The 25,768-nt window shown below is 60.7% G+C and carries 29 protein-coding genes; 14 read left to right on the top strand and 15 right to left on the bottom strand.

Annotated features, from left to right (window positions below):
• Positions 1–63 precede the first annotated feature (63 nt).
• On the top strand, positions 64–819 hold the full coding sequence (locus tag M0H32_RS20565) for an alpha/beta fold hydrolase (RefSeq protein WP_248157212.1): 756 nt from the start codon (positions 64–66) through the stop codon (positions 817–819).
• Between the two features lie 60 nt (positions 820–879).
• Positions 880–1,764 carry an alpha/beta fold hydrolase gene (locus M0H32_RS20560; RefSeq protein ID WP_248157211.1) on the top strand — a complete coding sequence of 295 codons (885 nt, stop codon included), beginning with the start codon at positions 880–882 and terminating at the stop codon, positions 1,762–1,764.
• A gap of 73 nt (positions 1,765–1,837) precedes the next feature.
• Here the strand turns inward: M0H32_RS20560 and M0H32_RS20555 are convergent, their stop codons facing one another.
• Positions 1,838–2,644 (bottom strand): enoyl-CoA hydratase-related protein, encoded by an 807-nt coding sequence (locus tag M0H32_RS20555; protein ID WP_248157210.1) that lies wholly within the window; start codon positions 2,642–2,644, stop codon positions 1,838–1,840.
• Positions 2,645–2,813: 169 nt separating this feature from the next.
• Here M0H32_RS20555 and cysE point away from each other — a divergent pair, with 169 nt between their 5' ends.
• Together cysE and M0H32_RS20545 are read left to right on the top strand one after the other, a co-directional pair.
• Positions 2,814–3,647, top strand: a complete 834-nt coding sequence (gene cysE, locus M0H32_RS20550) for a serine O-acetyltransferase (protein ID WP_248157209.1) — start codon at positions 2,814–2,816, stop codon at positions 3,645–3,647.
• Between the two features lie 115 nt (positions 3,648–3,762).
• Complete coding sequence (locus tag M0H32_RS20545) at positions 3,763–3,978, top strand: DUF3126 family protein (protein ID WP_248157208.1); 216 nt, start codon at positions 3,763–3,765, stop codon at positions 3,976–3,978.
• A gap of 60 nt (positions 3,979–4,038) precedes the next feature.
• On the opposite strand, the gene M0H32_RS20540 is transcribed toward M0H32_RS20545, so the two are convergent.
• Complete coding sequence (locus M0H32_RS20540; protein ID WP_248157206.1) at positions 4,039–4,767, bottom strand: hypothetical protein; 729 nt, start codon at positions 4,765–4,767, stop codon at positions 4,039–4,041.
• 195 nt (positions 4,768–4,962) lie between these two features.
• Between M0H32_RS20540 and M0H32_RS20535 the strand changes: the two genes are divergently transcribed.
• Together M0H32_RS20535 and M0H32_RS20530 are read left to right on the top strand one after the other, a co-directional pair.
• Positions 4,963–5,289, top strand: coding sequence for a DUF6949 family protein (locus M0H32_RS20535; protein ID WP_248157204.1), 327 nt, complete (start codon positions 4,963–4,965; stop codon positions 5,287–5,289).
• 24 nt (positions 5,290–5,313) lie between these two features.
• Positions 5,314–5,841 (top strand): gamma carbonic anhydrase family protein, encoded by a 528-nt coding sequence (locus M0H32_RS20530; protein ID WP_248157202.1) that lies wholly within the window; start codon positions 5,314–5,316, stop codon positions 5,839–5,841.
• 152 nt (positions 5,842–5,993) lie between these two features.
• Here the strand turns inward: M0H32_RS20530 and M0H32_RS20525 are convergent, their stop codons facing one another.
• The 3 genes from M0H32_RS20525 to M0H32_RS20515 form a co-directional block, all read right to left on the bottom strand.
• Entirely contained in the window at positions 5,994–6,515 is a 522-nt protein-coding gene (locus M0H32_RS20525; protein ID WP_248157200.1) for a transglutaminase-like cysteine peptidase, read from the bottom strand.
• 507 nt (positions 6,516–7,022) lie between these two features.
• A complete protein-coding gene (locus tag M0H32_RS20520) occupies positions 7,023–7,658 on the bottom strand; it encodes a PilZ domain-containing protein (RefSeq protein WP_248157198.1) in 636 nt (211 codons plus the stop codon).
• A 338-nt stretch (positions 7,659–7,996) separates the two neighbouring features.
• Positions 7,997–8,632 (bottom strand): PAS domain-containing protein, encoded by a 636-nt coding sequence (locus tag M0H32_RS20515; protein WP_248157197.1) that lies wholly within the window; start codon positions 8,630–8,632, stop codon positions 7,997–7,999.
• Between the two features lie 557 nt (positions 8,633–9,189).
• On the opposite strand from M0H32_RS20515, the gene M0H32_RS20510 reads away from it, so the two are divergent.
• Both M0H32_RS20510 and M0H32_RS20505 read left to right on the top strand, forming a co-directional pair.
• Positions 9,190–9,978, top strand: a complete 789-nt coding sequence (locus M0H32_RS20510; RefSeq protein WP_248157196.1) for a rhomboid family intramembrane serine protease — start codon at positions 9,190–9,192, stop codon at positions 9,976–9,978.
• 128 nt (positions 9,979–10,106) lie between these two features.
• Entirely contained in the window at positions 10,107–10,538 is a 432-nt protein-coding gene (locus M0H32_RS20505; RefSeq protein ID WP_248157195.1) for a CBS domain-containing protein, read from the top strand.
• Positions 10,539–11,215: 677 nt separating this feature from the next.
• On the opposite strand, the gene M0H32_RS20500 is transcribed toward M0H32_RS20505, so the two are convergent.
• The 10 genes from M0H32_RS20500 to folE form a co-directional block, all read right to left on the bottom strand.
• Positions 11,216–11,482, bottom strand: coding sequence for a hypothetical protein (locus M0H32_RS20500; protein WP_248157194.1), 267 nt, complete (start codon positions 11,480–11,482; stop codon positions 11,216–11,218).
• Between the two features lie 41 nt (positions 11,483–11,523).
• Positions 11,524–12,225: a NapC/NirT family cytochrome c gene (locus tag M0H32_RS20495; RefSeq protein ID WP_248157193.1), complete on the bottom strand. Its 702-nt coding sequence runs from the start codon at positions 12,223–12,225 to the stop codon at positions 11,524–11,526.
• A gap of 24 nt (positions 12,226–12,249) precedes the next feature.
• Positions 12,250–12,693, bottom strand: a complete 444-nt coding sequence (locus M0H32_RS20490) for a nitrate reductase cytochrome c-type subunit (protein ID WP_248157191.1) — start codon at positions 12,691–12,693, stop codon at positions 12,250–12,252.
• 21 nt (positions 12,694–12,714) lie between these two features.
• Positions 12,715–13,626, bottom strand: coding sequence for a quinol dehydrogenase ferredoxin subunit NapH (napH, locus tag M0H32_RS20485; RefSeq protein WP_248157189.1), 912 nt, complete (start codon positions 13,624–13,626; stop codon positions 12,715–12,717).
• On the bottom strand, positions 13,623–14,441 hold the full coding sequence (napG, locus tag M0H32_RS20480; protein ID WP_248157187.1) for a ferredoxin-type protein NapG: 819 nt from the start codon (positions 14,439–14,441) through the stop codon (positions 13,623–13,625). Before napG ends, napH begins: the two co-directional genes overlap by 4 nt.
• Before the next feature lie 22 nt (positions 14,442–14,463).
• On the bottom strand, positions 14,464–16,956 hold the full coding sequence (napA, locus tag M0H32_RS20475) for a nitrate reductase catalytic subunit NapA (RefSeq protein WP_248157185.1): 2,493 nt from the start codon (positions 16,954–16,956) through the stop codon (positions 14,464–14,466).
• Positions 16,943–17,317 carry a chaperone NapD gene (locus tag M0H32_RS20470; protein WP_248157183.1) on the bottom strand — a complete coding sequence of 125 codons (375 nt, stop codon included), beginning with the start codon at positions 17,315–17,317 and terminating at the stop codon, positions 16,943–16,945. Before M0H32_RS20470 ends, napA begins: the two co-directional genes overlap by 14 nt.
• A complete protein-coding gene (gene napF, locus M0H32_RS29750; RefSeq protein ID WP_425607339.1) occupies positions 17,242–17,763 on the bottom strand; it encodes a ferredoxin-type protein NapF in 522 nt (173 codons plus the stop codon). The genes M0H32_RS20470 and napF overlap by 76 nt, the downstream gene beginning before the upstream one ends.
• 350 nt (positions 17,764–18,113) lie before the next feature.
• Positions 18,114–18,569 carry a phosphoribosyl-AMP cyclohydrolase gene (hisI, locus tag M0H32_RS20465; RefSeq protein WP_248157181.1) on the bottom strand — a complete coding sequence of 152 codons (456 nt, stop codon included), beginning with the start codon at positions 18,567–18,569 and terminating at the stop codon, positions 18,114–18,116.
• A gap of 46 nt (positions 18,570–18,615) precedes the next feature.
• Complete coding sequence (folE, locus tag M0H32_RS20460; RefSeq protein ID WP_248157179.1) at positions 18,616–19,248, bottom strand: GTP cyclohydrolase I FolE; 633 nt, start codon at positions 19,246–19,248, stop codon at positions 18,616–18,618.
• 286 nt (positions 19,249–19,534) lie between these two features.
• On the opposite strand from folE, the gene M0H32_RS20455 reads away from it, so the two are divergent.
• The 6 genes from M0H32_RS20455 to M0H32_RS20430 all read left to right on the top strand — a co-directional run bounded on the left by M0H32_RS20455 (position 19,535) and on the right by M0H32_RS20430 (position 25,739).
• A complete protein-coding gene (locus tag M0H32_RS20455; RefSeq protein ID WP_248157177.1) occupies positions 19,535–19,987 on the top strand; it encodes an iron-sulfur cluster assembly scaffold protein in 453 nt (150 codons plus the stop codon).
• Between the two features lie 26 nt (positions 19,988–20,013).
• Complete coding sequence (gene yidD / locus M0H32_RS20450; RefSeq protein ID WP_248157174.1) at positions 20,014–20,364, top strand: membrane protein insertion efficiency factor YidD; 351 nt, start codon at positions 20,014–20,016, stop codon at positions 20,362–20,364.
• A 126-nt stretch (positions 20,365–20,490) separates the two neighbouring features.
• Complete coding sequence (locus M0H32_RS20445) at positions 20,491–21,006, top strand: class I SAM-dependent methyltransferase (RefSeq protein ID WP_248157172.1); 516 nt, start codon at positions 20,491–20,493, stop codon at positions 21,004–21,006.
• Positions 21,007–21,113: 107 nt separating this feature from the next.
• A complete protein-coding gene (locus tag M0H32_RS20440) occupies positions 21,114–22,877 on the top strand; it encodes a B12-binding domain-containing radical SAM protein (protein ID WP_248157259.1) in 1,764 nt (587 codons plus the stop codon).
• Positions 22,878–23,137: 260 nt separating this feature from the next.
• On the top strand, positions 23,138–24,268 hold the full coding sequence (locus tag M0H32_RS20435; protein ID WP_248157170.1) for a GNAT family N-acetyltransferase/peptidase C39 family protein: 1,131 nt from the start codon (positions 23,138–23,140) through the stop codon (positions 24,266–24,268).
• A 4-nt stretch (positions 24,269–24,272) separates the two neighbouring features.
• On the top strand, positions 24,273–25,739 hold the full coding sequence (locus tag M0H32_RS20430) for a RimK family protein (protein WP_248157168.1): 1,467 nt from the start codon (positions 24,273–24,275) through the stop codon (positions 25,737–25,739).
• Positions 25,740–25,768: the final 29 nt, after the last annotated feature.

The raw sequence follows: 25,768 nt of genomic DNA, 5'->3' as shown, positions 1-25,768 counted from the left end.
CGGCCTAAACCCCTTAGGGTATCGCAGAATTACGTTTTCCGTTTACGTAAAGGTTAGCAATTAATGCCGCAATTCGAATACGATGGGGTCAGGATTTCCTATCTGGACGAGGGCGAGGGAGATCCGATCCTGCTGATCCATGGATTTGCGTCCAACAAGCAGGTCAACTGGCAATATCCCGGTTGGGTCGATCTTCTGGTCAAGGATGGCCGCCGCGTGATCGCCCTCGACAATCGCGGTCATGGCGACAGCCAGAAATTCTATGACCCGGCGGCCTATGGCGCGCCGATCATGGCGGAGGACGCAAGGCGATTGCTGGATCACCTCAAGATCGAAAGCACGGATGTCATGGGTTATTCCATGGGCGCCCGGATTTCGGCCTTTCTCACCCTCAACCATCCGGGGCGTGTGCGCCGGGCGGTCTTTTCCGGCCTTGGCTACGGCATGATCAGCGGGATCGGTGATCCGGAACCCATTGCGACCGCGCTGGAGACGGACCGCATCCAGGACATCTCCGACCGGACAGGCCGGGCCTTCAGGGCGTTCGCAGAACAGACCGGCTCCGACCGGCGGGCGCTTGCCGCCTGCATGCGTTCCTCGCGCCAGAAGATCAGCGAAGAGGATGTGGCGCGCATCGAGCGCCCGGTGCTGGTGGCGGTCGGCACAAAGGACGACGTCGCCGGTTCACCGCAGAAACTGGCGGCGCTGATCCCGCATGCGGATGTGCTTGAGATCCCGGGGCGCGATCACATGGTCGCAGTTGGAGACAAGGTCCACAAACAGGGCGTTCTCGCCTTTTTGAACAACGTCGACGCTTAACCGGTTGTGCGGATGGCCGGGGAGGGCATCCGCGGCAGGGAACAGAATGTGGGAGGTCTCATGGGTCCGAAGCGAGTTGAATTCCAGGGCGCGGAAAAAAACAGCCTGATCGCCGATCGCTATGGCAGCGGCGAGCAGCCGGTGATCATGCTGCATGGCGGCGGTCAGACGCGCCACTCCTGGGACGCTGCTTCCCGGCGTATCGCCGATCTCGGCCATCCGGTCTACTCGCTCGACCAGCGCGGCCATGGCGAAAGCGCTTGGGTTGCCTCAGAAGACTATGCTTTTGAACACTTCGCCCGGGATCTCGTTGCGGTAACCCGGCAGGTCGGCGCGCTGCATCGCGAGAAGCCGGTTGTCGTCGGCGCGTCGCTGGGCGGCTTTGCCGGCATGCTGGCGGAGGGCCAGGAAAACCCGGGCGGGCTGTCGGCACTTGTGCTGGTGGACATCACCCCAAGGATCGACATGGGCGGTGTCAGCAAGATCATCGGCTTCATGAGCGACCGGGTCGAGTACGGCTTTGCCACGGTCGAGGAAGCCGCCGACGCGATTGCGCGCTACCTGCCGAACCGCGCCCGTCCAAAGGATCTGTCAGGTCTCTCCAAGAATCTGAGATTGCATGAGGACGGCCGTTACCGCTGGCATTGGGATCCGGCCTTTTTGAAGTCCAAGCGGCATGCGGATCCGGCCGAAGCCGTCCACGCCCAGGAGGATATGCTGACAGCGGCCGGCAATCTGGCCTGTCCGGTCCTGCTCATTCGCGGCCAGAACTCCGAGCTTGTCTCCATGGAGCACGTGCGCGAGTTTCAGGAGCAGGTGCCCCATGCGCAATTCACCGACATCCGTGACGCAGGACATATGGTGGCCGGCGACAAGAACGATGTTTTCGCCGGCGCTGTCGAGGAGTTCCTGATCGGCCTGCGCGCCGGCGCGGAGCCGGCCTGAACCGGAAACCGGATTCCCTTCAGCGGTTTGCGCATGAGATCTGAGATCTTGAATCAGGCTTGCGGCCGGCGGCTCAGCTGCCGGTGAACCGGGGTGCCCGCTTGTCCAGGAACGCCCGGCAGCCTTCCCGATAGTCCGCGCTGTTGATACAGGTTTCCGCGTCTTCGAAGAGGGTATCCAACTCGGCAGCCGCGGCCGGAGCGGCAAGGCGGTTGATGGCGCGTTTGGCGGCCTTCAGCGACAGCGGCGCGTTCGCGCACAGGGTCGCGCACAGCAGTTCGATCCGCCGGTCCAGTTCGGTGTCTTCGACAACCTCGTTGATCAGTCCGATCCGCAAGGCTTTCTCCGCGCTCAGCCGTTCCGCCGTGAACAGAAGGGCCTTGGCGTCGGAGGGGGAGACGGCTTCCAGGAGGTCGCCGAGGGCTTCCGGCGGATAGGCGAGACCGAGACGGGCGGCGGGAATGGCAAAATAGGCGGAGCGCGCCGCAATGCGCAGGTCGCAGGCCAGTGCCAGCCCCAGACCACCACCCAGGCAGGGGCCTTCGATGGCTGCGATCACAGGAACGGGCAAGGTCTTCAGCGCCTTGAAGGCTGCGACGTTGATGGCGTCATAGTGTTTTGCGGCTTCGGGGGTGGAGCGGATCGCCTCGAACTCGGATATGTCGGCCCCGGCACAGAAGCTCCTGCCGCCGGCGCCGCGGACGATGCAGACCCGGATGGCGGGATCTTCGCGAAGACGGTCGAGCCGAGCGGGCACCGCCTGCCAGGCGGACAGCGGCAGCGCGTTCTTCTTGGCCGGCGCATTGAGCCAGAGTTCGGCGGCGGCGCCCCGGACGGACAAGAGCGGGTTCTCGGTGGTGTCGGCAGGTGGCGGTGTCATGCTCATTCCTCAAAACATGGTTTTCAAATTTGCAACACGCTGGAAATCTTGAACTTTGTTGCTTCATAAGAGGGGTTCATATCTGATATCAGCAAGTTTCATTTTGGAATATCAGACGACAGTCCTATCTTTAGGACACGAACGTGACGGCTTGAAAAGGAGACAGGCCATGTCGGCACCGATCAGCAAGTCCGACTTGAAACAAGTTCCGACCCATGATCCGGTCTGGCAGCAATTGCGGGACGAAGCGCAGACAATGGTGGCCAATGAGCCGGCGCTGTCTTCATTTGTCTATGAAACGGTCCTGAACCATGACAGCCTGGAAGAAGCGGTGCTGCACCGTCTGGGCGATCGTCTTGGCCGGGATATCGTCTCCGCGTCGCTGATCCGGCAGACCTATCTGGAAGCTCTGGCGGACGAACCGGAACTCGCGAAGATCTTCCGGGTCGATATCGTTGCGGTTTATGACCGCGATCCGGCCTGCTTCCGCTATCTGGAACCGGTGCTCTACTTCAAGGGCTTCCACGGCCTGCAGACCCATCGCCTTGCCAACTGGCTGTGGCGCAAGGGCCGCAAGGACTTTGCGCTTTATCTGCAGAGCCGGGCTTCCGAGGTCTTCCAAATCGACATCCATCCGGCCGTGCCGGTCGGCCGCGGCATCTTCATCGACCATGGCACCGGCATTGTCGTCGGCAGCACGGCGGTGATCGAGGACGAAGTGTCCATCCTGCAGGGCGTGACCCTTGGCGGCACGGGCAAGGAGGGTGGCGACCGCCACCCGAAGATCCGCCACGGTGTGCTGCTGGGCGCCGGCGCCAAGGTGCTGGGCAACCTGGAGATCGGTCACTGCTCGCGGATCGCGTCCGGCTCGGTTGTGCTCAAGGACGTGCCGGCAAACACGACGGTTGCCGGGGTGCCGGCCAAGATCGTCGGGAAAGCCGGGTGTCCGGAACCGGCCCGCAGCATGAACCAGCTGCTGGGCGAGGACGTGCAGGCCGAGTAAGGCGTCACAATAGCGCACAGGAAGACGGGGATAGGTGACGGAAAGGCTTTGGCAATTCCGCACGGTCCTGTAGGGTCCCGGCCAGTCAAAGCCAAGGCAATAACAGGAGATCGCCGTGAAGCCCGATGAAATCCGCAAGATCGAAGCGTATATGCGCTCGAAATTCGAATTGCCGAGCCTTCAGGTCCGGGCGCGGCCGCGCAAGGACGACAGCGCGGAGGTTTATATCGGCGAAGAGTTTATCGGCGTGATTTTCCGCGACGATGAAGACGAGGATCTGAGCTGGAACTTCCAGATGGCCATTCTGGAGATCGATCTGGAAGACGTCTGATCGCTCAGCCGATGGAAATCAGGAAAGGCGGTCCCTCGCGGGGCCGCCTTTTTTCTTGCATCAGTGTGCCGTGCTGCCGACCCGCAAGGCCTCGAACCGGGCCTTCACGGCGCTGTCCAGCCGCCGCCAGTCGGGCAGAAGCGTCTGGTCGAAACGGTAGCGCAGCTCCAGACCGGCAGCGAAGCTGAAGGCGCGGTGGCAGACGGCTGTTCCGGTGGGAGTTCCCTTACGGCAGCGGACGATGAAGCCGTCCGGTTCAGACGGGTCATAGGCTACCAGGTCCGTCGCTTCCGCACCGCGCGGTGACAGGGTCAACATCTTCAGACCGTCGGGGCCGGCCAATTCGCCGCCCCGCGCCAGACGACGGTAGAACGGTTCAAGCCGCGCACGCAGGCTTTCCCGGCCCGGGCTGCTGTCGAGGTCAATCAGAAGTGTGGTGCCTTCCGGCCCTTGCCCGCTCATGTCTGTTGCCGTCAAGCCGGGCCAGGCCATCGCCAGCCGGAGCGTCGCGAAGCGGGCATGAGGGGAGCGGGCGAGCCGGCGCTGATAGGCGGTTGCTATCAGGTTTTCAGGCAAGGCGAATTGCACCGGGCCGACATGGGCAGAGACCGGCTCAAGAGGGCTGATCGACCGGGGCGCGGGCCAGTGCTCCGACAGACCGCGTGCCTTCTCGACAAAGAGGGCGGCGCCAAGGAGACAAAGGGCCAGAGACATCCAGGCAAAATGGCGCGGTTTTGAATTGCTGGGTTCGGGCAGGGAGAGCGGGATCACCGGAAGCCCGCCCCGCAAGGACGCGCACCCATTTGGCACAGCCTGTCCTGAAACGGGACAGGTGTCCCGCTGAGGGATGCGGATGGCGTCGCTCGAAACGACTGATTTCTGCGAAATTTGCCCATTTGCCGGTCCGGCACAGTCTTTGCTCTTGACCCTTTAGGAATTCTTAATCACTTTCCGAGGGAAAGAGTTAACAAGGGGTTAACGGCCGTGCTATTCAAACTTCTTCTCGTTGGATATATCGCCTGCGCGGGGTTTGTGGCTGCGGGAGTGCTTGGCAGTCTCTATCAGCTGATTATGCGCGAGCCGCCCAAATTCAACTTCTCCAGCGAGGGACTGATCGCGTTTCTTGTTGCGATTTTCCTGTGCGTCTTTGCCGGTCCGTTTATCATCATGCGCAATGCCATCAGGGGACGGCTGATCGAAAAGCGTCCGCTTGGCTGGCTGGTTGCGTCTTCGACCATTGCCGGCATGTGGAGCATGTGCTCCGGCATCTTGGTGATGAATGTGGCCATGGTCCTCGTCGGCTACAGCTGATTGAACCGTTTCCCGTGAGGTGACATGCCCGTTTACGCTCTCGACGGCCGCGCGCCCGTCTTTCCGGAGACCGGTGACTATTGGATTGCCCCCACGGCGACCCTGATCGGGGATATCGTCCTTCAGGAGGCGGCAAGCGTCTGGTTCGGGGCGGTCCTCAGGGGGGACAATGAAACCATCACGGTCGGTGCCCGTTCCAACGTTCAGGACGGCTGCGTCTTCCATACGGACATGGGCTATCCGCTGACCATCGGCGACAACTGCACCATCGGTCACAAGGCGATCCTGCATGGCTGCACCATCAGGGACAACACGCTGATCGGCATGGGTGCCACGGTTTTGAACGGCGCGGTGATCGGCTCGAACTGCATCATCGGTGCCAATGCGCTGATCGCCGAGGGCAAGGAAATTCCGGACAACTCCCTGGTGGTCGGGATCCCCGGCAAGGTCGTCAAGACACTGCCGGCCGAGGCCGCTCGGGGCATTGCCAATTCGGCCGATGGTTATGTACGCAACTGGCGGCGGTTCAAGGCCGGCCTGAAGGCGCTCTGACCGGGGTCCATCCCATCATGACCTGCAAAAAAGCGGGAACCGGCCTGCGGGGGGCGGGCCGGTTCCCTGGATCCGGTCGTGGTAGGGATGGGGAGGGTGGGGACGCGACCGGATCGTCCAAGAGGCCGGCTGGGCCGGCCAATTCCCTGATTTCAGTTGGACACGCTGCTGACCGTGGTCACACGCGTGTCGGAAATGCCCGTCCATTTCACGGGCGAGTTGGCGGACTGGCGTTTGATGTAGCGGTAAGGCGTCGAATACCAGGGCAGAACCGCTTCGATCTGGTTGTCCAGGATCATGTCGCCATGGTCGGTGCGCACCGTCAGCACCGCGTGACCGGCATTCTGGATGTCCTTGGCGACCGTGATCAGGAGCGCGCTCTTCGGCCAACCGGCCTCCGTCAGCACACGCTGTTTCTCCAGGACATATTCCTCGCAGTCGCCATAACCGTTGACCGGATAGGTCCAATGCTCCTCGGTGCCGAAGAGGTCGGCATCGGTCATGGGCCGGATGCGACGGTTGACTTCCTTGTTGATGGCGATGAGCTCGTTCCACCTGGCTTCATCGAGGCGCACGACGACGGGTTCGTAACTTTCCTTCGGACATGCCCAGCTGTTGTCGCGGCAGAACTGGACATAACCCACCGGGGCCTTCACAGCCGTGCGCATGATCATGAACCGTCCTGGATCCGCCTGAGCCGGCGTTCCAGCGCCTAAGGCAGTCAAGACCAGAGTTGAAGCGAGTAAAGTTGACTTAAGTAATTTCATCGTAACGCCCTCCCCAAGGCTGACGTAACGATGACCGAATGATTTTTACTTCGAGAAAATCTTCAAAGTAAAACTATATGAATATTTGAGTTACATTTTATTCTTGTTTGATTTTTATTTGAGTATTGTTTGAGTTAAATTTGAGGCGAATTTTTCTAAAATTCGATTCGTCCTCTGCAAGATATTGAAAAAAATACGGTTTCCTCTTTGTTGAGCTGCCGGGATTGATGTCGATCTTGTTCGCGGGGAGAGAGAATCCTGCCCTGGAACGGGTTCAGGCAGCCTCTGGACCAGGTCGAAAAAAAATAAATTCTTGAGTGAAACAGGGTGGAGAGCACGGCGTTCAAAACAAAAACCGCCCCAGCGCGGTGTACGCGGGGCGGCGAAACGAATTCTCGCGTTGTTCTTTGACGCTTAATCGTCTTCCGGCGCGGAGATATGGAGTTCCAGAAGTTCCCGGCTCTGGACAGCTGCGAATTCAACGGCGATGCCACCTTCGATGCGGCGGATCACGCGGGCCGTCATTTTGCCCAGCGTGATCGGGTCGCCCATCTCGGGGACGATATCCGTTGCCAGGGCCGCGCCTGACAGCGACACGTCGACAATCCGGCAGACATGTTCCGAACCGTCCGGCAGGATCATCTTGGTCATCGGATTTTTCGGTACGAAGCGGTCGTGACGGCGGTCTTCGGGAAGATTGAGCTCGTCCCGGTTCGCAAGCCAGGTCAGGACATTGGCGATCTTGTCGCGCTTGCGCACGGTGTTGCGCAGTTCAACGGCGAAGCCGCCGTCGATCAGGCGGGAGATTCGACCTTCCACTCGGCTCAGATGATCGAGATAAGCGATCACGCGTTCGCCGACCTTGCCAGTCACAGGCGTGATCATCGCCAAGCCGCCGGGCGACATGTCGATGACCTGACAAGGATATTCGCGGCGATCCTCAAGCATGAAGCGGCCCAGAATATTCACCTGAACCCGTTGGTGTCGCCGGCGATCAGTGACTTGAAGCGATTTGCTTCCTTCTGGTGCTGTTGCCAATCCGGCGCTCATGCCTGTTCTATCCAAAACCGTGCGCAAACCGCACTTCCCCCGGCTGAGATGCGATTCTCAAGACGTCTTATTAGCACTTTAGGCAGCTGGGGTTAACGATCTGTAAGAGTGTAGCCGAGAAGCCGCTCAGGTCTAGGCTTGGAGCCGATAAAAATGACCATGTGCGCGACGCGCGATCGGTATGTGGCGCGAACCCGGCGTATTTCCCTTTGGGAAAGGGCTCGAAAACTGATCTCGAATACCGGTTTTTGTCCCTGGAACTTTGAAAAAAGTGCCGGACCGGGCGAATCCCGATCCGGCACAAGAAGCGGCGATGAAAAGTCGGTCGACAGGTTCCGTCAGGACTTGCCGCCGGAATAGACCGTCAGATGTCCGACCTTGCGTTCCGCGCCCTGGGGCAGGTGCGGTGTCGGCATGGACATGCCTTCCGCGGTGAAGCGCGGCAGGATCGGATTGATGGTTGCTGCCGGCGCATCGACGAAATACGGCCGTTCGTCCGGCCACACCAGCCGCAGGCTGCTGATCGACTGGTTCAAAATGGGATGCAGACCGATCCAGTAGGGTTTTTCCATCGGCGTGCAGCTGCCGAGAATACGGATCCGGCCTTCACCGGGAACATTCAGCGGCACGAGCAGCATTTCCATGTGCAGGACCTGGCCGCGTTCCGTGTGGCCGTTGATGCCGATCACAGCGGCGGCAGCGTCTTCGGTGATGGCCGCGATCAGGCTCTCGAGAGCTTCCCGGTCCTTGACGCTCCAGCCGCGGAGGAAGTTGCGACCCTTCAGTTCCCGGCAATGGGCCGAGCACAGGCGGGTGCCGGCAAGCCGGTAGCGCACATCGCGTGGTCCGTTGGTCTCCAGGATGAAAGTGTCTCCCAGCAAGCCGCGGATCTCGCCCGGGTCGACTTCGCTGCGATTGGGGGCCGGACGCGCACCGCGCAGGTTGTCCCAGTAGTTATAAAGAGTCTGCGTCACGCCGTGTTTCATCTGGTTTCGCCTCTTCGCCTTGTCGTCCGGTGTTTCGTCTCAAGACAGTGTCTGTTCCAAAACGGGACGATTGCTTTTCCCTGTTTGTGTTTGGCCGTTACTAAGCAGGGGGCGTGCCAAGTCTCTGAGACCCCGGGAACTTTGGTTTCGTCGGATCCATTAAGGTTAATTTTTGGTAAAGCTTGTTTTGCGGCAATTTGGCTGGCAGCTTAACGCTTGGTTCACGAAGCGCGACGGGTGGGAGGACGCCGTTGTTGCTGGCAAGGCCGCGGAGCGCCAGGAACAGCCGCCAAGAGCTGACCGGGCGGATACAGCGCCGGCCAAAGTGAACACATGTCCGAATACCGGACGCGTGGGGACGCGACCGATTGTTGGGGGGCATCGCAGGGCGCCGGTCATCGGAAGATGGCCGGCGTTTTGTTTGTGACATTCATGAAGTGCCGATCCGCCTTCACCATAAGTCGTTGAAGTTGTCTTTGGGAAAGTGGATCGCCCTTGTTTTGTCCCGGTTCTTGCTTAGAAGTGGGGGAGACGGCGGAGGACCTATGAACGTATACCGGTTTGACGAAGAGCGCGCCCGACGCGAGCAGGCCAAAAAAGAACAGAAGCCGCAGCGGCCATCCGCGCCGCCCATGTTCAATCTGCCGACGGTGATCGTCTGGCTTGGCGGTGCCATGGTGGCGATCCATCTCTTGCGTGCGCTGGTGCTGCCGACAAGCTGGGACAACTGGATCGTCTATCTGTTTGCCTTCTGGCCGGCAAAATACGCAGCCTTTTCCAGCCTGACGCCACTCGACATGGCGTCGAGCCTGTGGGGCTTCGTCACCTATGGACTTCTGCATGGCGGTGCTATGCACATCGTTTTCAATCTGCTCTGGATGGCGATCTTCGGGACCGCTGTGGCGCGCCGCTTTGGGGCGGGGCGCTTCCTCCTGTTTTCAGCCCTGTGTGCCATTGGCGGCGCCCTGGCTCATCTGGTCACCAACTGGGGTGACGGGGCGCCGATGGTCGGAGCTTCGGCCGCGATTTCCGGCCAGATGGCGGCCGCGATCCGGTTCGTCTTTGAACTCGGCGGACCGCTGGGCGCTTTCCGCAGCTCCGATCGCAATGCCTATTACGTGCCGGCGCAGCCGCTCGCGGAGTGTTTCCGCAATCAGCAGGTGCTGGTGTTTGTCGGGATCTGGTTCGGTCTCAACCTGATGTTCGGCCTGACCAGCGGTCCGCTGGCCGGCCAGCCGGCCAGCGTTGCCTGGCAGGCCCATATCGGCGGTTTTGTCGCCGGCCTCGCGCTGTTCCCGTTCCTGGATCCGGTGCCGCAGCGGCGACCGCGCTGACCCGGCTCGCATCTCCCCACGGAAGGACACGGGCAAAGCGTGCCATAACGGTTTGCGCGGACAGATTTTTTTGCCATGATGGGCTGTCCCGTATGACACGGGGCGGTGATGCCATGGGAGGTGTTTGAATGACCGTAGCCGCAATCCTGAGTGGGAAAGGCCACGAAACGATTACAGCGCGCAGCGACGCACTGCTCAGCGAAATTTGTGAAACCCTGGCGAAACACAAAATTGGTGCCGTGGTTGTCTGTAACGGCGACAACCAGATCGAGGGCATCATTTCCGAGCGTGACATTGTGCGTGTGATCGGCACGCAAGGGCCATCGGCCCTTCAACTGCCCGTGTCGGGCATCATGACCAAGAATGTCGTGACCGCCACGGAAGAGAACAACATCAACGAGGTCATGGCGCGCATGACCCAGGGCCGGTTCCGCCACATGCCGGTGGTCAAGGACGGCAAGCTGACCGGAGTGATCTCCATCGGCGACGTCGTCAAGTTCAAGATCGCCCAGGTCGAGCTCGAAGCCGAGCAGATGCGCAGCTATATCACGATGGCCTGAGCGATCACGTTCGGGAAAACGCCCTGGTTGCAGTCCGGTGAGCGGCGTCAAGCCGTTCGCTCGCGCCGGGAAGCGGGCTGATTGTGATCTCGGAGCTGAAATGAAAAGGCCGGCGCCTCAAAATGGGACGCCGGCCATGCCTTGTCAGGTCAGGGGCGTGACCGTGCAAGGGCAAACGCTTTAAGAGACTAGGAAGTGCGATCTGTAATTGCAGGAAGGGGGCTGCGAGAGCGGCGCGCCTATGCGGCTGGCCAACGCGCTGCCATGTGACTGCGACACCGTCCGGCTTACTTCACCGGGCGGGTTCCGACGTGTCCTGCAGCTTGATTGCGATGACGCTTCTGGTTTTCTTCGCCTTCAGCAGAAAGCGTTCATGCGCTTCCGGCATGTGTGCATTTCGACGTGCGTGTCCCATGAAACCTGACGAAGAGCAGTTGCGCTGCGGGCCGGGGGGATCTGCCGAGGGGGGAGGCCGACTCGGGTGGCCAACACGGGGGCGGCAAAAAGGCCGGCCAATTGGCCAGCCTTTGCTAAAGCATTTCGAGAATTGTTTGAAACAAGCATTGCCGACTTTTGCGTTCGAGGCAGAGCCGAGAGGCAGCTAAAGTCGGCTCAGACTTTTCTCGAAATGCTATAGCGTCCAGTGCAGTCTTGCGGGTGACTTGCGGATCAGGGTGTCAGACTGTTGCGCCTCTGTGCCGGATCGCACAGCCGAGGCTGCTCGCCAGAACACCGACCAGAACCGCGATCGCGAAATCGAGGCTGCGGATCTCTCCGAGATGAAAACCGGCAAAAACCACGGTTTCAAAAACGCCGACCAGAGCGCCCAGAATGGCGGCCAAAATCCAGTTTCGGGTCATCATTCCAAGCGCGAGGCCCAGAATGCCCGGAAGGCTGAGAATATTGCCACCGATGGTTCCAAGCAGATCGAGAATGCCAAGCATGGTTTCACTCTTTCTATCTAATATTGTCGCATGCGTGGGTCTTAGTTGGGCAGGGCACCGAGATAGGACCTGATGGCTGCGACATCATCGGTTTTCCCGGACTGCGGCTCCGACTTGGCCTGAAGCTCTTCGGTGACGCGCTTGTACTCCTCAAGATAGTCCGGCGGCAGGGCGTGTGCGATGCCCTGGTGGCAATCGATACACGTCATGTTCTCGTCAATTGCGCGTTGATGTTCGGAGGCAGCGCGTGTCTCCTGAATGGTGAAATCCATGTACTCGAAATTGTGGCAGTTGCGGCATTCCCGGCTGTCGGACGCCTTCATCTTGCGCCAGACAAGCGAAGCCATGGCAAGCCGGTGCTCTTCGTATTTTTCCGGTGTGGAAATCGTGCCCATGATCTCATGGTAGACGTCCTTCACGGCAATAACCTTGGCCTTCACCTTGTGCTGCCACTCATGCGGCACATGGCAATCGGAGCAGATTGCCCGGACGCCTGAGTGGTTGTTGTAATGGATCGTCTCCCGGTATTCGCCGAGATTGGTCTCCATCGTGTGGCACCCGGTGCAGAACTCTTCCGTATTGGTCAGCTCCATGCTCCAGTTGAATGCCCCCCAGAACAGAATCCCGCCCAGAAAACCGCCAATCGCTATGAAACCGACACTGAAGGCGGCGACCGGGCTCCAGAAACCGTTCCAGAGCCTGCGGATCAGGCCGCCTGTCGGCTTGTCATTCGGATCTGCCATGATCTCTTTTCTCCTGTTCCCGCGTCAGCGAACCACGTTGGAAGGTTGGAAGTCGTTGCCGACCAGTTCAGGGGCATTGGCCTGGGGAACGTGGCACTGATTGCAGAACCAGCGCGTGCCGGCGACCGAGTCCAGCTGGTTGCCTTCCCGGTCCAGATAGTGGGTCATGGACAGGGTCGGGGCACCGCGTTCACCCGCCACTGTCCAGTCGTGGCAGCTCAGGCACTGATTGGTGCGCTTGTCCATCTGGTACTGGGAGATGGAATGCGGGACAAGGGGGGGCTGCTGGCGGTAGTTGCGCGCGATGCGACCTTCCAGCTGCTTGTGAACGGTGTCGGCAGGAAGCGACTGCTCGATTTCGGCGCCGCGCAGGCTCTGAACAGGGCCGGAAGATTGCGCAATCGCGAGTCCGGCCAGAACTATCGAGATTGCAAGGGTGGATATTCCCACGAGGACCGGCAGTTTCATGTCAATTCTCCGTTGCTCCGTTCAAGCGGCATATTCCTTCGGCACGTCTTCCGCCGGGGTGGCGGTCTCCCTGACGCGCTGGTCAAAACGGTGGGTGAAAGCGAAAACATCGACGGCGCACACATCTATGCAGCGGCCGCAATTGGTGCAGTCCGGTGACAGGATCACCGGTGTATCGCCCGGTTTGCCTTTCAGCGCGGGCGAAATGACGTGGTTTTCCGGGCAGATGGCATAACAGTCCATGCAATCGTCGCAGGCCGCCCGGTTGGCGGCGCTGACCCTGAGCACGCTCCTTGTGCCGACAAGCCCGTAAAAGGCGCCGACCGGACAGATATGACTGCACCAGCCGCGCCGGGAGACGACAAGGTCAAACAAGAACACCGCCGCAACAACCGCCCACGCAAAGCCCATGCCGAAGATCAGTCCACGATGCAGGATGGTGACCGGGTTCACCAGCTCCCAGGCAATCGTACCGGTCAGCGCGCTGACTAGGAGAACTGTGCCCAGTACCCAAAGGCGCGTTGATCGTTTCGGTTGCCAGCCTTTCTGCAGGCCAAGACGGTCATGCAGCCAATGGGCGGCGTCTGTCACCGGATTGATCGGGCAGACCCAAGAGCAATAGACCCTTCCGCCGACAAGCGCATAGACGGCCAGCACGATCACGGCTCCGACCAGCGCTGTCAGCTCGGGCAGGTGACCTGTGGCGATGCTCTGCAACAGGACAAGAGGGTCAGTCAGCGGTAACACATCGAAAGTGCGCGACCCGGCAAGCGTGCCGGCCACCCACCAGATACCGAACCAGGGGCCAAGCAGAAACAGGCCCAGAAAGAAAGCCTGGGAGAAGCGGCGGAGCAGCAGATAGTGATGGGCTGCGACCCAGCCCTTGACACGGATGGCCTCCTGCCCGACGGGGAGATGCGTTTTGGCACTCATTGACCACCTCCCGGCAGCTTGAACGCGGGCTCAAAACCACCAGCTGCCTCGGGCGCAGTACCCGCCGGCGCCGGCATCCTGTCGGGTAGATCGATGATGCCTTCCACCAAGGGTGCGCCCTTGCGTTCTTTTTCTTCCCAGCCCATGCGGTAATGGTCGGCGGAAGATCCCCGCGCCAAACGGATCGGCAACACCTTGATGGCGGCCTCCGGCAAGACGCAGCTCTTTTCGCACAGGCCGCAGCCCGTACAGTGGTCGGCATGGACCGTCGGGGCAAAAATGGCGTGTTTTCCCGACCGCGTGTTGTGCGATGTCTCCAGCGTGATTGCTTCGTCGATCACGGGGCAGACACGATAACAGACGTCGCAGCGCAGGCCGAGAAAATTCAAGCAATTTTCCTGATCCACGAGGACGGCGGTGCCCATGCGGGCGTCGTCGATTGTCTTCAATGCCGGATCGAGCGCGCCGGTCGGGCAGGCGGCGACACAGGGAATGTCGTCGCACATTTCGCAAGGCACGTCGCGAGCCGTGAAGTAGGGCGTTCCCGTTGCCGGGCCGTCCTCACCGAGTTCGGCCAGCTTCAGCGTGTCATAGGGGCAATCCCGGACGCACAAGCCGCAGCGGATGCAGGCCGACAGGAAATCCTTTTCAGGCAGAGCCCCCGGCGGACGCAGGGCCTCCGCCGGAAGCGCGCGGGCGTCACGCGCCACATAGGCCAGCAGCGTGCCCGCAACAGCGCAGCCACCGGCGACACGCGCCGTTTCCGTCAGGAAACGGCGGCGGCCGGGAGACTTGAGCTGTGAGGTGGCTGACATGGCTGGCTACCTTGCGCGCGCCTCAGGCGCGCTCGACCTTACAGGCGCATTTCTTGAAGTCGGTTTCCTTCGACAGCGGGCAGGTCGCGTCGAGTGTCAGCTTGTTGATAAGCTGGCTCTCGTCGAACCACGGCACGAACACCAGACCTTGCGGTGGCTTGTTGCGCCCCCGGGTCTCGACCCTTGTCAGCATTTCTCCGCGGCGGGTGGAAATCAGGATTTCCTGACCGCGGCGCAGGTCGCGCGCCTTGGCATCCTCCGGATGCATGTAGCAGACGGCCGACGGGAAGGCCCGGTGCAGTTCCGGCACGCGCCGCGTCATCGAGCCGGAGTGCCAATGCTCCAGAACGCGGCCGGTGCACAGCCACAGGTCGAACTCCTCGTCCGGGCTTTCGGCGGCAACCTCATAAGGTGCGAAGATGATCTTGGCCTTGCCGTCCTTGTGCCCATAGAACTGCACACCCTTGCCTTCCTCGACATACGGGTCGTAGCCCTCGCGGAAGCGGTAGAGCGTCTCCTTGCCGTCGACGACCGGCCAGCGCAGGCCGCGGGCCTGGTGATAGGTTTCGAAGGGTGCCAGGTCGTGGGCATGGCCACGGCCGAAATTGGCGTATTCCTCGAAAAGGCCCTTCTGGACGTAGAAGCCGAAATGCTCGGATTCGTCGTTGTCGAAGCCTTCCGCGGTCTCCGACACCGGATATTTGTCGACAACGCCGTTTTTATACAGGACCTCGTAAAGCGTCTTGCCGGCGAGTTCCGGTTTCTTGGCAACCAGCTCCTCGCCCCAGGCCTCTTCGACCGTGAAGCGCTTGGAGAACTCCATGATCTGCCAGACATCCGACTTGGCTTCGCCGGGCGCCTGCACCTGCTGGCGCCAGAACTGGGTGCGGCGTTCCGCGTTGCCGTAGGCGCCTTCCTTTTCCACCCACATGGCAGTCGGCAGGATCAGGTCCGCTGCCATGGCCGTTACGGTCGGGTAGGGGTCGGATACGACGATGAAGTTTTCCGGGTTGCGATAGCCCGGAAGGCCTTCCTCGTTCATGTTGGGCGCGGCCTGCATGTTGTTGTTGCACTGGACCCAGTAAGCATTCAGCTCGCCGTCTTTCAGCTTGCGGTTCTGCAACACGGCGTGGAAGCCCGGCTTTGGCGGAATTGTTCCGGCCGGAATGTTCCAGGCTGTTTCGCAGATTTCGCGGTGCTTGTCGTTGGCAACCACCATGTCGGCCGGCAGGCGGTGGGCGAAGGTGCCGACCTCTCGTGCCGTGCCGCAGGCTGACGGCTGACCAGTTAGGGAGAAGGGCGAGTTGCCCGGTTCCGAAATCTTGCCCGTCAGCAGATGCACGTTGTACATCAGTCCGTTGACCCAGGATCCACGGGTGTGCTGGTTGAAGCCCATGGTCCAGAGCGACATCACCTTGCGGTTCGGGTCCGCATATTGCTGGGCCAGTTTTTCCAGCTGGGCGGCCGGAACACCGGAGAGTTCGGAGACCTTGTCGACGGTGTATTCGGAAACCGCCGCGGCATATTCGTCGAAACTCATTTCCGACAGCTTGCCGGAATTCGGATTGGCGGCTTCCATTTGCAGCGGGTTGTTGTCCCGCAGGCCGTAGCCGATATCCGTGTCCGTCTTGGTGATGTTCACATGGGCATTCATGAAGTCCCAGTTCACCGCGTCGTTCTGGATGATGTAGTTGGCGATGTAGTTCAGGATCGCCAGATCGGTCTGCGGCGCGAACACCAGGCCGTTGTCGGCCAGTTCAAAGGAGCGGTGCTCATAGGTCGAGAGGACGTGAACTTCACAGCCCGGCTTGGTCAGGCGGGTGTCGGTGAGGCGCGACCAGAGGATCGGGTGCATTTCGGCCATGTTGGAGCCCCAGAGCACGAATGTGTCCGCATGCTCCAGATCGTCGTAGCAGCCCATCGGTTCGTCAATTCCGAAGGCGCGCATGAAGCCGACAACCGCGGACGCCATGCAGTGGCGCGCATTCGGATCGATGTTGTTGGACCTGAGGCCGGCCTTCATGAACTTGGCGGCGGCATAGCCTTCCCAGACGGTCCATTGGCCGGAGCCGAACATGCCGACCGATGTCGGACCCTTCTTCGCCAGCGCCGCCTTGAACTTCTCGGCCATGATATCGAAGGCCTCGTCCCAGCTCACCGGCTCGAACTCGCCGTTCTTGTCGAAGACGCCGTTTGTCTTGCGCAACAACGGTGTTGTCAGGCGGTCCTGGCCATACATGATCTTGGACAGGAAATACCCCTTGATGCAGTTCAGGCCCCGGTTCACGGGGGCGTCCGGGTCGCCCTGGGTGGCGACAACCCGTCCTTCCTTGGTTCCGACCAGAACGGAACAGCCCGTGCCGCAGAAACGGCAGGGAGCCTTGTCCCAGCGGATATCAGCGGATCCGGGCTGAGAAAGAGCCGGGACCGTGGTCAATGTGATACCTGCGGCTGATGCCGTAGCGGCAGCCGCAGTCGCCTTCAGAAATGTCCTGCGGGATTCAGAGGTTGTCATGAGTCTGGTCTCCGACTTGGCTAGATTGGGCTGGCAGAGAGGCGGTATCGTCCGCTGCGAGATCTTCGAAATGATGGTAGGTGAGCGTGACTGAAATCACGCCCGGAATCTGGTGCATCGCCATGATCAGTTCGGAGGCTTTTTTTGTCTCCGTGTCTTCGACGACGACGACGAGACGGCCGTCTTCGCTGGCCGCGTGAACTTCGACGCCTTCCATTGCCTCAACTTCGCTGCGGACAGCGTCGGCCTTTTCAGCCTTTGCATGGACGAGGCAGCCGCAAATGTTCATGCTGTGACCTTCTTTGTTTGATCCTGGGATTTGTTGATGCGGATCGCTTGAGCTGGGCAGGAGTGTGCGCATGCGCCGCACCCTGTGCATTGAGCGAAGTCAACCAGCGGGGCCGATTTGCCGCCGAGCGCGAGCTTGAAACGGATGGCACGCGGTTCGCAGACGTCCTCGCAGGTGCGGCACATGACGCCGTTCATGGAAAGGCAGGTGTTCTGAACCTCGGCCTTCCAAGGCCAGTCGAGTTCGCGCGTGGAATCGATGGCATCCGTCGGACAGGCCTCGGCACAGACGTCGCAAAAGGTGCAGGCCCCCTTGTCGAAGTCCAGAAGCGGGCGCCGGTCACTCCCGAGCACAATTATTTTTTCAGGGCACGCTGTGACGCAATCCGAGCATCCGGTGCAGTGCGCGGCAAGCGTCGTTTCATCGGACCTGGGGGGGCTGATGGAAACCTCCCTCGTCTGACGAGACAATTTCAGGAATGCTCTGCGGCTCGCAGAAAATGAGGGATCAGCGGACATGATTTCAGCAGGCCGACGAGCCAGGCAACACCCGTCTTATCCGGAAGACAACCGTGTCCTTAGTGCCAGTGGCGACAGCAAAATCCAGTGCAATTTCAACAGCGGACAGGTGAAACACCAAAGGTTTGTCCCGTTCGGCTTGACCGCAGTCTTCCGCCATGGCCTCTCCCTCAAGCTTGCGGACAATAGAGGCGCACTTGCATTGTGTCTTTGCACCCGGACAAATCTTAGGTGCAAGCCGAGGACAAGAGATATAAGAGAAAATACGTAAAAATAGTATTCAAATATTCGAATGTATCAAATATTATTAAGCAGTTCCATGACGTTGCAACGCTGCTGGCCGGCGGGGATCAGCCCTTGCCGTACACTTCAGCCGGGTCATAAACCTTGTCCGCCTCGACACGCTCCAGACGCGTGCTGCCGTCTGCCGCCTTGACGATCTTGCGGTAAAAACAGGAGCGGTAGCCGACGTGACAGGTGGCGCCGTTGCCGGCGACGGAGACTTTCAGGACCAGGGCGTCCTGGTCGCAATCGGTCAGGATCTCCTGCACCGACTGGATCTGGCCCGAGGTCTCGCCCTTTTTCCAGAAGCTTTGGCGCGAGCGGCTCCAGTACCAGGCTTCACCCGTCTCGATGGTGCGTTTCAGCGCTTCGGCGTTCATGTAGCCGACCATCAGCACGTCACCTGTGGCCACGTCGGTCACGACGGCGGCGATCAGGCCGTCGGCGTCGAATTTTGGCATCAGAAGGTCGCCGTCCTCGACCGACTTCTTGTCGCCGCGTTCTGCAAATTCAGCTTGAGACATTTTTGGGAAAGCCCTTGCCTGAGTTTGTCCGGCAAGGGCGGAGGGATCAGCCCTTGCTGCGCACCAGGGACATGAACTTGGCCTGTTCGGCCGGGTCGTCCTGGAACACGCCGGTGAATTGGGTGGTGATCGTGGAGACCCCCGGTTTCTGGACACCGCGCATGGTCATGCACTGATGCTCGGCTTCGAGCATCACGGCCATGCCGCGCGGGGCCAGCGCATCGTCAATGGCCGATGCGATCTGCGCCGTCAAGTTCTCCTGGGTCTGCAGACGCTTGGCATAGATGTCGACGACACGGGCCAGCTTGGACAGCCCGACCACGCCTTCGGCAGGGTAATAGGCGATATGCGCCTCGCCGATGAAGGGCAGCATGTGGTGTTCGCAATGGGAGTGGAACGGGATGCCGCGCACCAGCACGATGTCCTTGTAACCGCCGACATCCTCGAAGGTGCGGGCCAGGTGTTCCGCGGGATCTTCGAAATAACCGCTATAGAGCTGGCTCAGGGCCTTGACGACGCGCTTGGGCGTCTCGACCAGGCCTTCCCGGTCGGGATCGTCGCCGGTCCAGGCGAGAATTGTGCGCACGGCGGCCTCCGCCTCTTCGCGGCTTGGCCGATGCAGCTGCTCCGGTGTCTTTCTTTCGAAGGTTTTTTCAACCGGCTTGAGGACAGCGTCCATGGGGATCCTCGCAATTTTACCCTTGTCACTCATCATACGGCGCTCGCATGTGCACAGATCATGAAGCCCGGGGTCAAGCCGCGGACATGTATCATACTCCACGCAAATTGCGAACGCACAGTTTCTGAGCGGGAGAAGCCGGCTTCAAGCGCCATTGCGGCACTCAACAGGACCAACTGCGACCACTCTGCCCCTTGCGAAATTGCCGTGGCGTCTGATCTATATATAGGAAACCGATGCGCCATCAATGTGTCGCGCATCACAGGCATTCACGAAGAGGCGAGTTATGCTCGACGACATTTACAATGCGAAGATCCTGGAGTTCGCCGGAAACATTCCGCGGATCGGCCGGCTCGAGCATCCCGACGCCAGCGCCAAGGCCCATTCCAAACTGTGCGGCTCGACCGTGGTTGTCGATCTTGCCATGAAGGACGGCGTCGTTACCGATTTTGCCCATGACGTCAAAGCCTGCGCGCTCGGCCAGGCTTCGTCCTCGATCATGGCGCAGAACATCATCGGCGCGTCGGCCGCCGAGCTGCGCGGTGTGCAAAAGACCATGCGCGCCATGCTGAAGGAGGGCGGTGAGCCGCCCACCGGCCGTTTCGCCGATTTGAAATTCCTCGAGCCCGTGCGCGAATACAAGGCCCGCCACGCCTCGACCCTGCTGACCTTCGATGCGGTTGTGGACGCGCTCGACCAGATCGAGGTCAAGGCGCAGGAAAACAGCGCGGTCGCCTGAACGGCGCGCGCAATCTCCTATCAGCCATGTGTCCTCCCTCCCATGACAAACGCGCGTCCGGCCGCCGCCTGTCGCCGGCCGGTCATCTGGCCATAGGCCTGATCTGGCTCTACCGGCATTCCCTGTCGCTTTTCATGGGGCGGGGCTGCCGCTATGCGCCGACCTGTTCGGATTACACCGAACAGGCGATCCGCACCTTCGGCTTCTGGGCGGGCGGCTGGATCGGCCTGGCGCGGATACTCAGGTGTAATCCCTGGGGGGCTTCCGGCTTTGACCCGCTGCCGGAAAGCTTGCCCAAGGAGGCGGCCTGGTATTTGCCCTGGCGCTACGGCCGCTGGACGGGAGCGCATATTCCGCAAGAGCACCGGTTGGACTAATATTCGTGAAGAACGGCACGGTAATCAATGACGTTCGAGCGTAGTGAAATCGGATCTTGTTGAGAGTCTGTCCATCTGTTCAAGACCGCTTGACCATCCGTTACAGCTCACATTATCCGGGTTGGCATGGCTTACGATTATGACGAACTTTACCGCACGACACCATATGCTCTTGGAGAGCCGACCGGGGTAATCGCCGATTTCTTCAAACAGCTTGACGCCGGCAGCCTGTCCGTTCTCGACATCGGCTGCGGGCAGGGCAGGGATGCGCTCTTCCTGGCCCGTATGGGTCACTCCGTCCTTGGGGTCGATCTTTCGTCTCACGGCATCGATCAGCTTCTCACCGATGCCCGTCGTGAAAAGCTCTCAATCGAGGGGGTTGTTGCGGACCTCGCACAATATTGCCCCGACCGAATGTTCGATGTCGTGTTGATCGACCGCACCTTGCATATGTTAAATGAAGCAGAGCGACATGGCGCGCTTGCGCGGCTTCTGAATGCTGTGAAGAGCGGCGGTTGGCTCTTGATTGCGGATGAGCGATCTAACCTGCCAGGCTTTCAGAACGTCTTGGCTGAGCATGGTGCTGACTGGAGGCCCCATACCGCCAAGCGCGGCTATCTGTTTGTTCAGCGGCAGAGCTGACACGCCCATAGGATTAACAAACGGTTGACCTACCGGAATGCGGGTGCAACGTTTGCTCCATCAGCCAGAAGGCGGAGGGGGAAGACGTGCGCGACTTTCATTTCGTGATGATCAAGCCGACCCATTATGACGATGACGGCTATCCGATCCAGTGGCTGCGCTCGGCCATTCCCTCCAACACGCTGGCCAGCCTCAACGGCCTTGCCGAAGCCGCGCGCGAACGTGCGTGTCTGGGCGACGATGTCCAAATTCATCTCCACACTTACGACGAGACCAACAAGCGGGTCCGGCCGGAAAAGATCGCCCGCCAGATCAGAAAGGCGGGCGGCAAGGCGTTGATCGCGCTTGTCGGGGTGCAGTCGAACCAGTTTCCTCGCGCGACAGACCTGGCGCGGAAATTCCTCAAGGAAGGCCTGCCGACGGCGATCGGCGGCTTTCACGTTTCGGGCTGCATTTCCATGCTCGACGAGATGCCCGCGGAAATGGTTGAGCTGCAAAAGGAGGGCGTCAGTTACTTTGCCGGGGAGGCGGAAGACCGGCGGCTCGACATGGTCTTTCGCGATGCGGTCGCGGGCGACCTGAAGCCGCTCTACAATTTTATGGCCGATCTGCCGTCGCTCGAAGGGGAGCCGACACCGATCCTGCCGACCAAGCACATCCAGTTTACCGCCGGATCCCATTCCAGCTTCGATCTGGGCCGCGGCTGCCCATTCCAGTGCTCCTTCTGCACCATCATCAATGTGCAGGGGCGCAAGAGCCGGTTCCGCTCGGCGGACGACCTGGAACAGATCATCCGCGACAATGTCGCGCAAGGCATAGACCGGTTCTTCATCACCGACGACAATTTCGCGCGCAACCGGGAATGGGAGCCGCTGTTCGACCGCCTGATCGAGCTGCGCGAGAAGGATGGCTTCGACATCAAGTTCATCATCCAGGTGGACACGCTCTGCCACCGGATCGAGAACTTCATCGAAAAGGCGACGCGCGCCGGCGTGAACCGGGTGTTTATCGGTCTGGAGAACATCAATCCGGACAATCTCCTGGCCGCCAAGAAACGCCAGAACAAGATCACCGAATACCGCGAGATGCTGCAGAAGTGGCGCGCCCATGGCGCGACCACCTATGCCGGCTACATCATCGGCTTTCCCGGCGATACCAAGGCTTCGGTGCTGCACGATGTCGAGATCATCAAGAAGGAACTGCCGCTCGACCTGCTGGAGTTCTTCTACCTGACGCCGCTGCCCGGCTCCGAGGACCACAAGGTGCTGCTCGACAAGGGCATCTGGATGGATCCGGATCTTAACAAATACGACCTCAACCACCGGGTCAGCCATCATCCGAAGATGAGCGACACGGAGTGGGAAGAGGCCTATCACACGGCCTGGACGAGCTATTATTCCGATGAACACATCGAAACCGTGCTGCGCCGCGCCGCAGCCCATCGCAAGGGGCGACCCGGCAACAAGCTGTTCCTGATGATGTGGTTCAAGCTAATGGTGGAATGCGAGGGCGTGCATCCGCTGGAGGGGGGCTATTTCCGCCTGAAATTCCGATCAGATCGCCGCAGCACGCTGCCGCGCGAAAACCCGCTTGTGTTCTATCCCCGCTATCTCGGCGAGATCCTTTACAAGCACTGGGCCTATGTGTCTTCCGTGTGGCGGGTCTACCGGATCTACCGGAAAGTGAAGGCGGATCCGAACCGTCGTGCCTACTCCGATCTTGCGATCGCGCCGTTCGACACCTCCGGCGAGGAAGACCTGGCGATGATCAGGGAAACGCGCGGCGGCACGGAGGCGGTGGCCAAACAGCACCGCGATGCCGCCTTGCGCAAGGCCGGCAAGGACAGAGCCAAGGCATCTGTCGGGTCTTGAACATCAGGACATTGTCCGCATCCGGCCGCTGCCGGGCCAATTCCATATCGTGCAGCGGTTGATCCTGGACATCCCGGATTGCTGCCTCCCAAAATTGTGCTTCCGTAACGAAAATAGCCAAAGACAGACCCGCGAATCCGGTGTATTTCGCTTTCCGCCGCCGATCGGTTTGAGTGCTGGAATTTGCCGCAGTCAGACCGTCGCCAATCAAGGATGACCACCGGGCGCGGCGCACCGGTTGATGGGGCTCATCAAGCGCCATGAACAAGGCTTTTCCCCAGGCCAATACCAGGGACATACTGATCCGCAAGGCGGAGGCCTCCGACCTTGCCGATCTGGTTCGCATCGAAAACAGTGTCTTTGACGGAGACCGGATTTCCCGCAGGAGCTTCAGGCGCTTTCTGGAGAGCGCAGGGGCGTGTCTTCTTGTTGCCGAGGATACCGACGGCGTTGTTGGCTACGTGTTGCTTTTGTTGCGGCAGGGGACGGCGTTGGCCCGGCTCTATTCGCTGGCCGTCTCGCCGGACCGCCAGGGGCAGGGGCTTGGCGCCAGGCTGCTTGACGCCGCCGAGGCAGCGGCCTTCGAACACGATCGTATCGTGCTGCGGCTCGAGGTGCGCGAGGACAATGCCGGTGCTCGCGGTCTTTATGAGCAAGGCGGCTACAAGGCTCTTGGCCGGGTTCCGGGCTATTACGAGGATGGCAGCGCGGCGCTGCGGATGGAAAAGCTGCTGCACGGGCCGAAACTCGGGACGGGCAGGGCCCCCTATTATTCCCAGACCACGGATTTTACCTGCGGACCGGCCTGCGCACTGATGGCGCTGACCTGTTTCGACCGAGGCATCACCGCCGGCCCGTTGGAAGAGCTTGATCTCTGGCGCGAAGCTACCACGATTTTCCTGGCGTCCGGTCATGGCGGCTGCGGGCCGTTCGGGCTCGCCAACGCGCTCGCACGGCGCGGACTTTCCATAGAGGTGCGCCTGTCGCCCGATGAACCTTTGTTCCTGACCTCCGTGCGCAATCCCGAGAAACGCAAGATCCTGCAGCTCGTTCAGGAAGGCTACCGCGAGGAGGCAACGCGTCTCGGCATCGGCCGCTCCGACCAGCCGCTTGACGCCACCGGTCTTGGCCAGGCGGTGGCGGTTGGGGCGCTCGCGATCGTGCTCATTTCCGGTTACCGGATGTTCGGCCAGAAGGTGCCGCACTGGGTGCTGGTGCATGGCGCCGATGCCCGGCACCTGATTATCCACGATCCCTGGCTGGAACACGAGCGCCATGAAAGCCCGGCGGACGCCGCCAACCTGCCCATTCCCTTTGCCGAATTCGACCGCATGGCCCGCTGGGGCCGGACCGCGGTCCGCGCGCAGATCCTGATAAAGAAGGACGCCTGATCCGATGTCTTCCTGGGTCATTCTGGTCGATCACCTGAAAGATCTCTCCAACACCGAAACGCCGCACAAGGTGATGACGGTGAAGGACTACCTGACGCATCCGAAGCTTTTTGCCGGAGCCAAGCCGACCATTCTCAACCTGTCGCGCTCCTATGCCTACCAGGGCGCGGGCTATTATGCCTCGCTGCTCGCCGAAGCCCGCCAGCACCGGGTGGTGCCGGGCGTCGAAACCATGATCGAATTGTCGCGCAAGCAACTTTACCAGCACGCCTTGCCCGAACTGGAAGACCGTCTGAACCGGTCCTTGCGCAAGATGCCGGCGGAAGACGCCGGCGCGGTCAAGCGGATGCTGGTCTATCTCGGCCAGATGGACGACGGCCGGCTGGAGCCTTTTGCCCGGCTCTTGTTCGACTGGTTCCGGGCGCCGGTCCTGGAGGTTTTGTTGGAAGACGGCGACTGGCGCGCCATCAAGCGCATCCGTGTCCTGGCGGTGAATGATCTGCTCCCGGACGAGCGTGCCCGGTTCCTGGCTGCCATCGAAGCTTACACGACTCGGCCCTGGCGTGCGCCGAAACAGCGGGCCGTGATGAAATACGCGCTTGCGGTTCTCTCCGACCCGAAGGAGGAGCTGCCGCCAACCTCGGTGGCCTCGCTCAAACACATGGCCAGGATTGCCGCCAGGCATGGGGTCGAGGTGGTGCCGATCGGCAAGGGGGATCTCGACAAGCTGGCGCAATACGACGCGCTGTTCATCCGCGAAACCACCAATATCGACAATCACACCTACCGCTTCGCCCGCCGCGCGGTCCAGGAAGGCATGCCGGTGATCGACGATCCGGTGTCGATGATCCGCTGCACCAACAAGGTCTATCTGACGGAGCTGCTCGCCAGCCACGGCATTGCCACGCCGAAAACCGTGGTGCTGTCCTCCTTGAAGGAGGCAGGCGATCTGGAAGCGCAGCTCGGCTCACCCGTGGTTTTGAAGATCCCGGACGGCTCGTTCAGCCGTGGTGTCTTCCGAGTTGCGGGGGCGGAGGCGATCAAGGAGAAACTGAAGGACCTGTTCCAGGACAGCGCCATTCTGCTGGCGCAGGAATACTGCCCGACGGATTTCGACTGGCGCATCGGTGTGCTCGACGGCGAGCCGCTGTTTGCCTGCCAATACCAGATGGCCAAGAAACATTGGCAGATCGTGCGCCATGAGAGCGGCAAGAAGTCGGTTGAGGGTGGTCACCAGACGGTTTCGCTCGCCGAAGCCCCGCCGGCGGTGGTCGAAATCGCCGTGCGTGCCGCGCGCCTGATCGGGGACGGCTTTTACGGTGTCGACCTCAAGGTCATCGGCGATCGGATCGTCGTCATCGAAGTCAATGACAATCCGAACCTGGAGCACGGCGTCGAGGACCAGGCCGACAAGGATGCCGTCTGGGACCAGGTGATCCGCTGGTTCGTGCGCCGGCTGGAGACGCGGTGAGGTCACAGTTGCCGGTAAAATCTTAAAGG

This window comes from Roseibium sediminicola (assembly GCF_023156505.1).
Taxonomy (GTDB): Bacteria; Pseudomonadota; Alphaproteobacteria; order Rhizobiales; family Stappiaceae; genus Roseibium; species Roseibium sediminicola.
The sequence above is the reverse complement of the archived record's forward strand: the minus strand, read 5'-3'. Positions and strand labels throughout refer to the sequence as shown.

Coding starts and splice junctions, on each gene's coding strand:
- M0H32_RS20565 (WP_248157212.1), top strand. CDS start 64: ATGCCGCAATTCGAATACGATGGGGTCAGGATTTCCTATCTGGACGAG.
- M0H32_RS20560 (WP_248157211.1), top strand. CDS start 880: ATGGGTCCGAAGCGAGTTGAATTCCAGGGCGCGGAAAAAAACAGCCTG.
- M0H32_RS20555 (WP_248157210.1), bottom strand. CDS start 2,644: ATGACACCGCCACCTGCCGACACCACCGAGAACCCGCTCTTGTCCGTC.
- cysE (WP_248157209.1), top strand. CDS start 2,814: ATGTCGGCACCGATCAGCAAGTCCGACTTGAAACAAGTTCCGACCCAT.
- M0H32_RS20530 (WP_248157202.1), top strand. CDS start 5,314: ATGCCCGTTTACGCTCTCGACGGCCGCGCGCCCGTCTTTCCGGAGACC.
- M0H32_RS20525 (WP_248157200.1), bottom strand. CDS start 6,515: ATGATCATGCGCACGGCTGTGAAGGCCCCGGTGGGTTATGTCCAGTTC.
- M0H32_RS20520 (WP_248157198.1), bottom strand. CDS start 7,658: ATGAGCGCCGGATTGGCAACAGCACCAGAAGGAAGCAAATCGCTTCAA.
- M0H32_RS20510 (WP_248157196.1), top strand. CDS start 9,190: ATGAACGTATACCGGTTTGACGAAGAGCGCGCCCGACGCGAGCAGGCC.
- M0H32_RS20505 (WP_248157195.1), top strand. CDS start 10,107: ATGACCGTAGCCGCAATCCTGAGTGGGAAAGGCCACGAAACGATTACA.
- M0H32_RS20500 (WP_248157194.1), bottom strand. CDS start 11,482: ATGCTTGGCATTCTCGATCTGCTTGGAACCATCGGTGGCAATATTCTC.
- M0H32_RS20495 (WP_248157193.1), bottom strand. CDS start 12,225: ATGGCAGATCCGAATGACAAGCCGACAGGCGGCCTGATCCGCAGGCTC.
- M0H32_RS20490 (WP_248157191.1), bottom strand. CDS start 12,693: ATGAAACTGCCGGTCCTCGTGGGAATATCCACCCTTGCAATCTCGATA.
- napH (WP_248157189.1), bottom strand. CDS start 13,626: ATGAGTGCCAAAACGCATCTCCCCGTCGGGCAGGAGGCCATCCGTGTC.
- napG (WP_248157187.1), bottom strand. CDS start 14,441: ATGTCAGCCACCTCACAGCTCAAGTCTCCCGGCCGCCGCCGTTTCCTG.
- napA (WP_248157185.1), bottom strand. CDS start 16,956: ATGACAACCTCTGAATCCCGCAGGACATTTCTGAAGGCGACTGCGGCT.
- M0H32_RS20470 (WP_248157183.1), bottom strand. CDS start 17,317: ATGCGCACACTCCTGCCCAGCTCAAGCGATCCGCATCAACAAATCCCA.
- napF (WP_425607339.1), bottom strand. CDS start 17,763: ATGTCCGCTGATCCCTCATTTTCTGCGAGCCGCAGAGCATTCCTGAAA.
- hisI (WP_248157181.1), bottom strand. CDS start 18,569: ATGTCTCAAGCTGAATTTGCAGAACGCGGCGACAAGAAGTCGGTCGAG.
- folE (WP_248157179.1), bottom strand. CDS start 19,248: ATGGACGCTGTCCTCAAGCCGGTTGAAAAAACCTTCGAAAGAAAGACA.
- M0H32_RS20455 (WP_248157177.1), top strand. CDS start 19,535: ATGCTCGACGACATTTACAATGCGAAGATCCTGGAGTTCGCCGGAAAC.
- yidD (WP_248157174.1), top strand. CDS start 20,014: ATGTGTCCTCCCTCCCATGACAAACGCGCGTCCGGCCGCCGCCTGTCG.
- M0H32_RS20445 (WP_248157172.1), top strand. CDS start 20,491: ATGGCTTACGATTATGACGAACTTTACCGCACGACACCATATGCTCTT.
- M0H32_RS20440 (WP_248157259.1), top strand. CDS start 21,114: ATGATCAAGCCGACCCATTATGACGATGACGGCTATCCGATCCAGTGG.
- M0H32_RS20435 (WP_248157170.1), top strand. CDS start 23,138: ATGAACAAGGCTTTTCCCCAGGCCAATACCAGGGACATACTGATCCGC.
- M0H32_RS20430 (WP_248157168.1), top strand. CDS start 24,273: ATGTCTTCCTGGGTCATTCTGGTCGATCACCTGAAAGATCTCTCCAAC.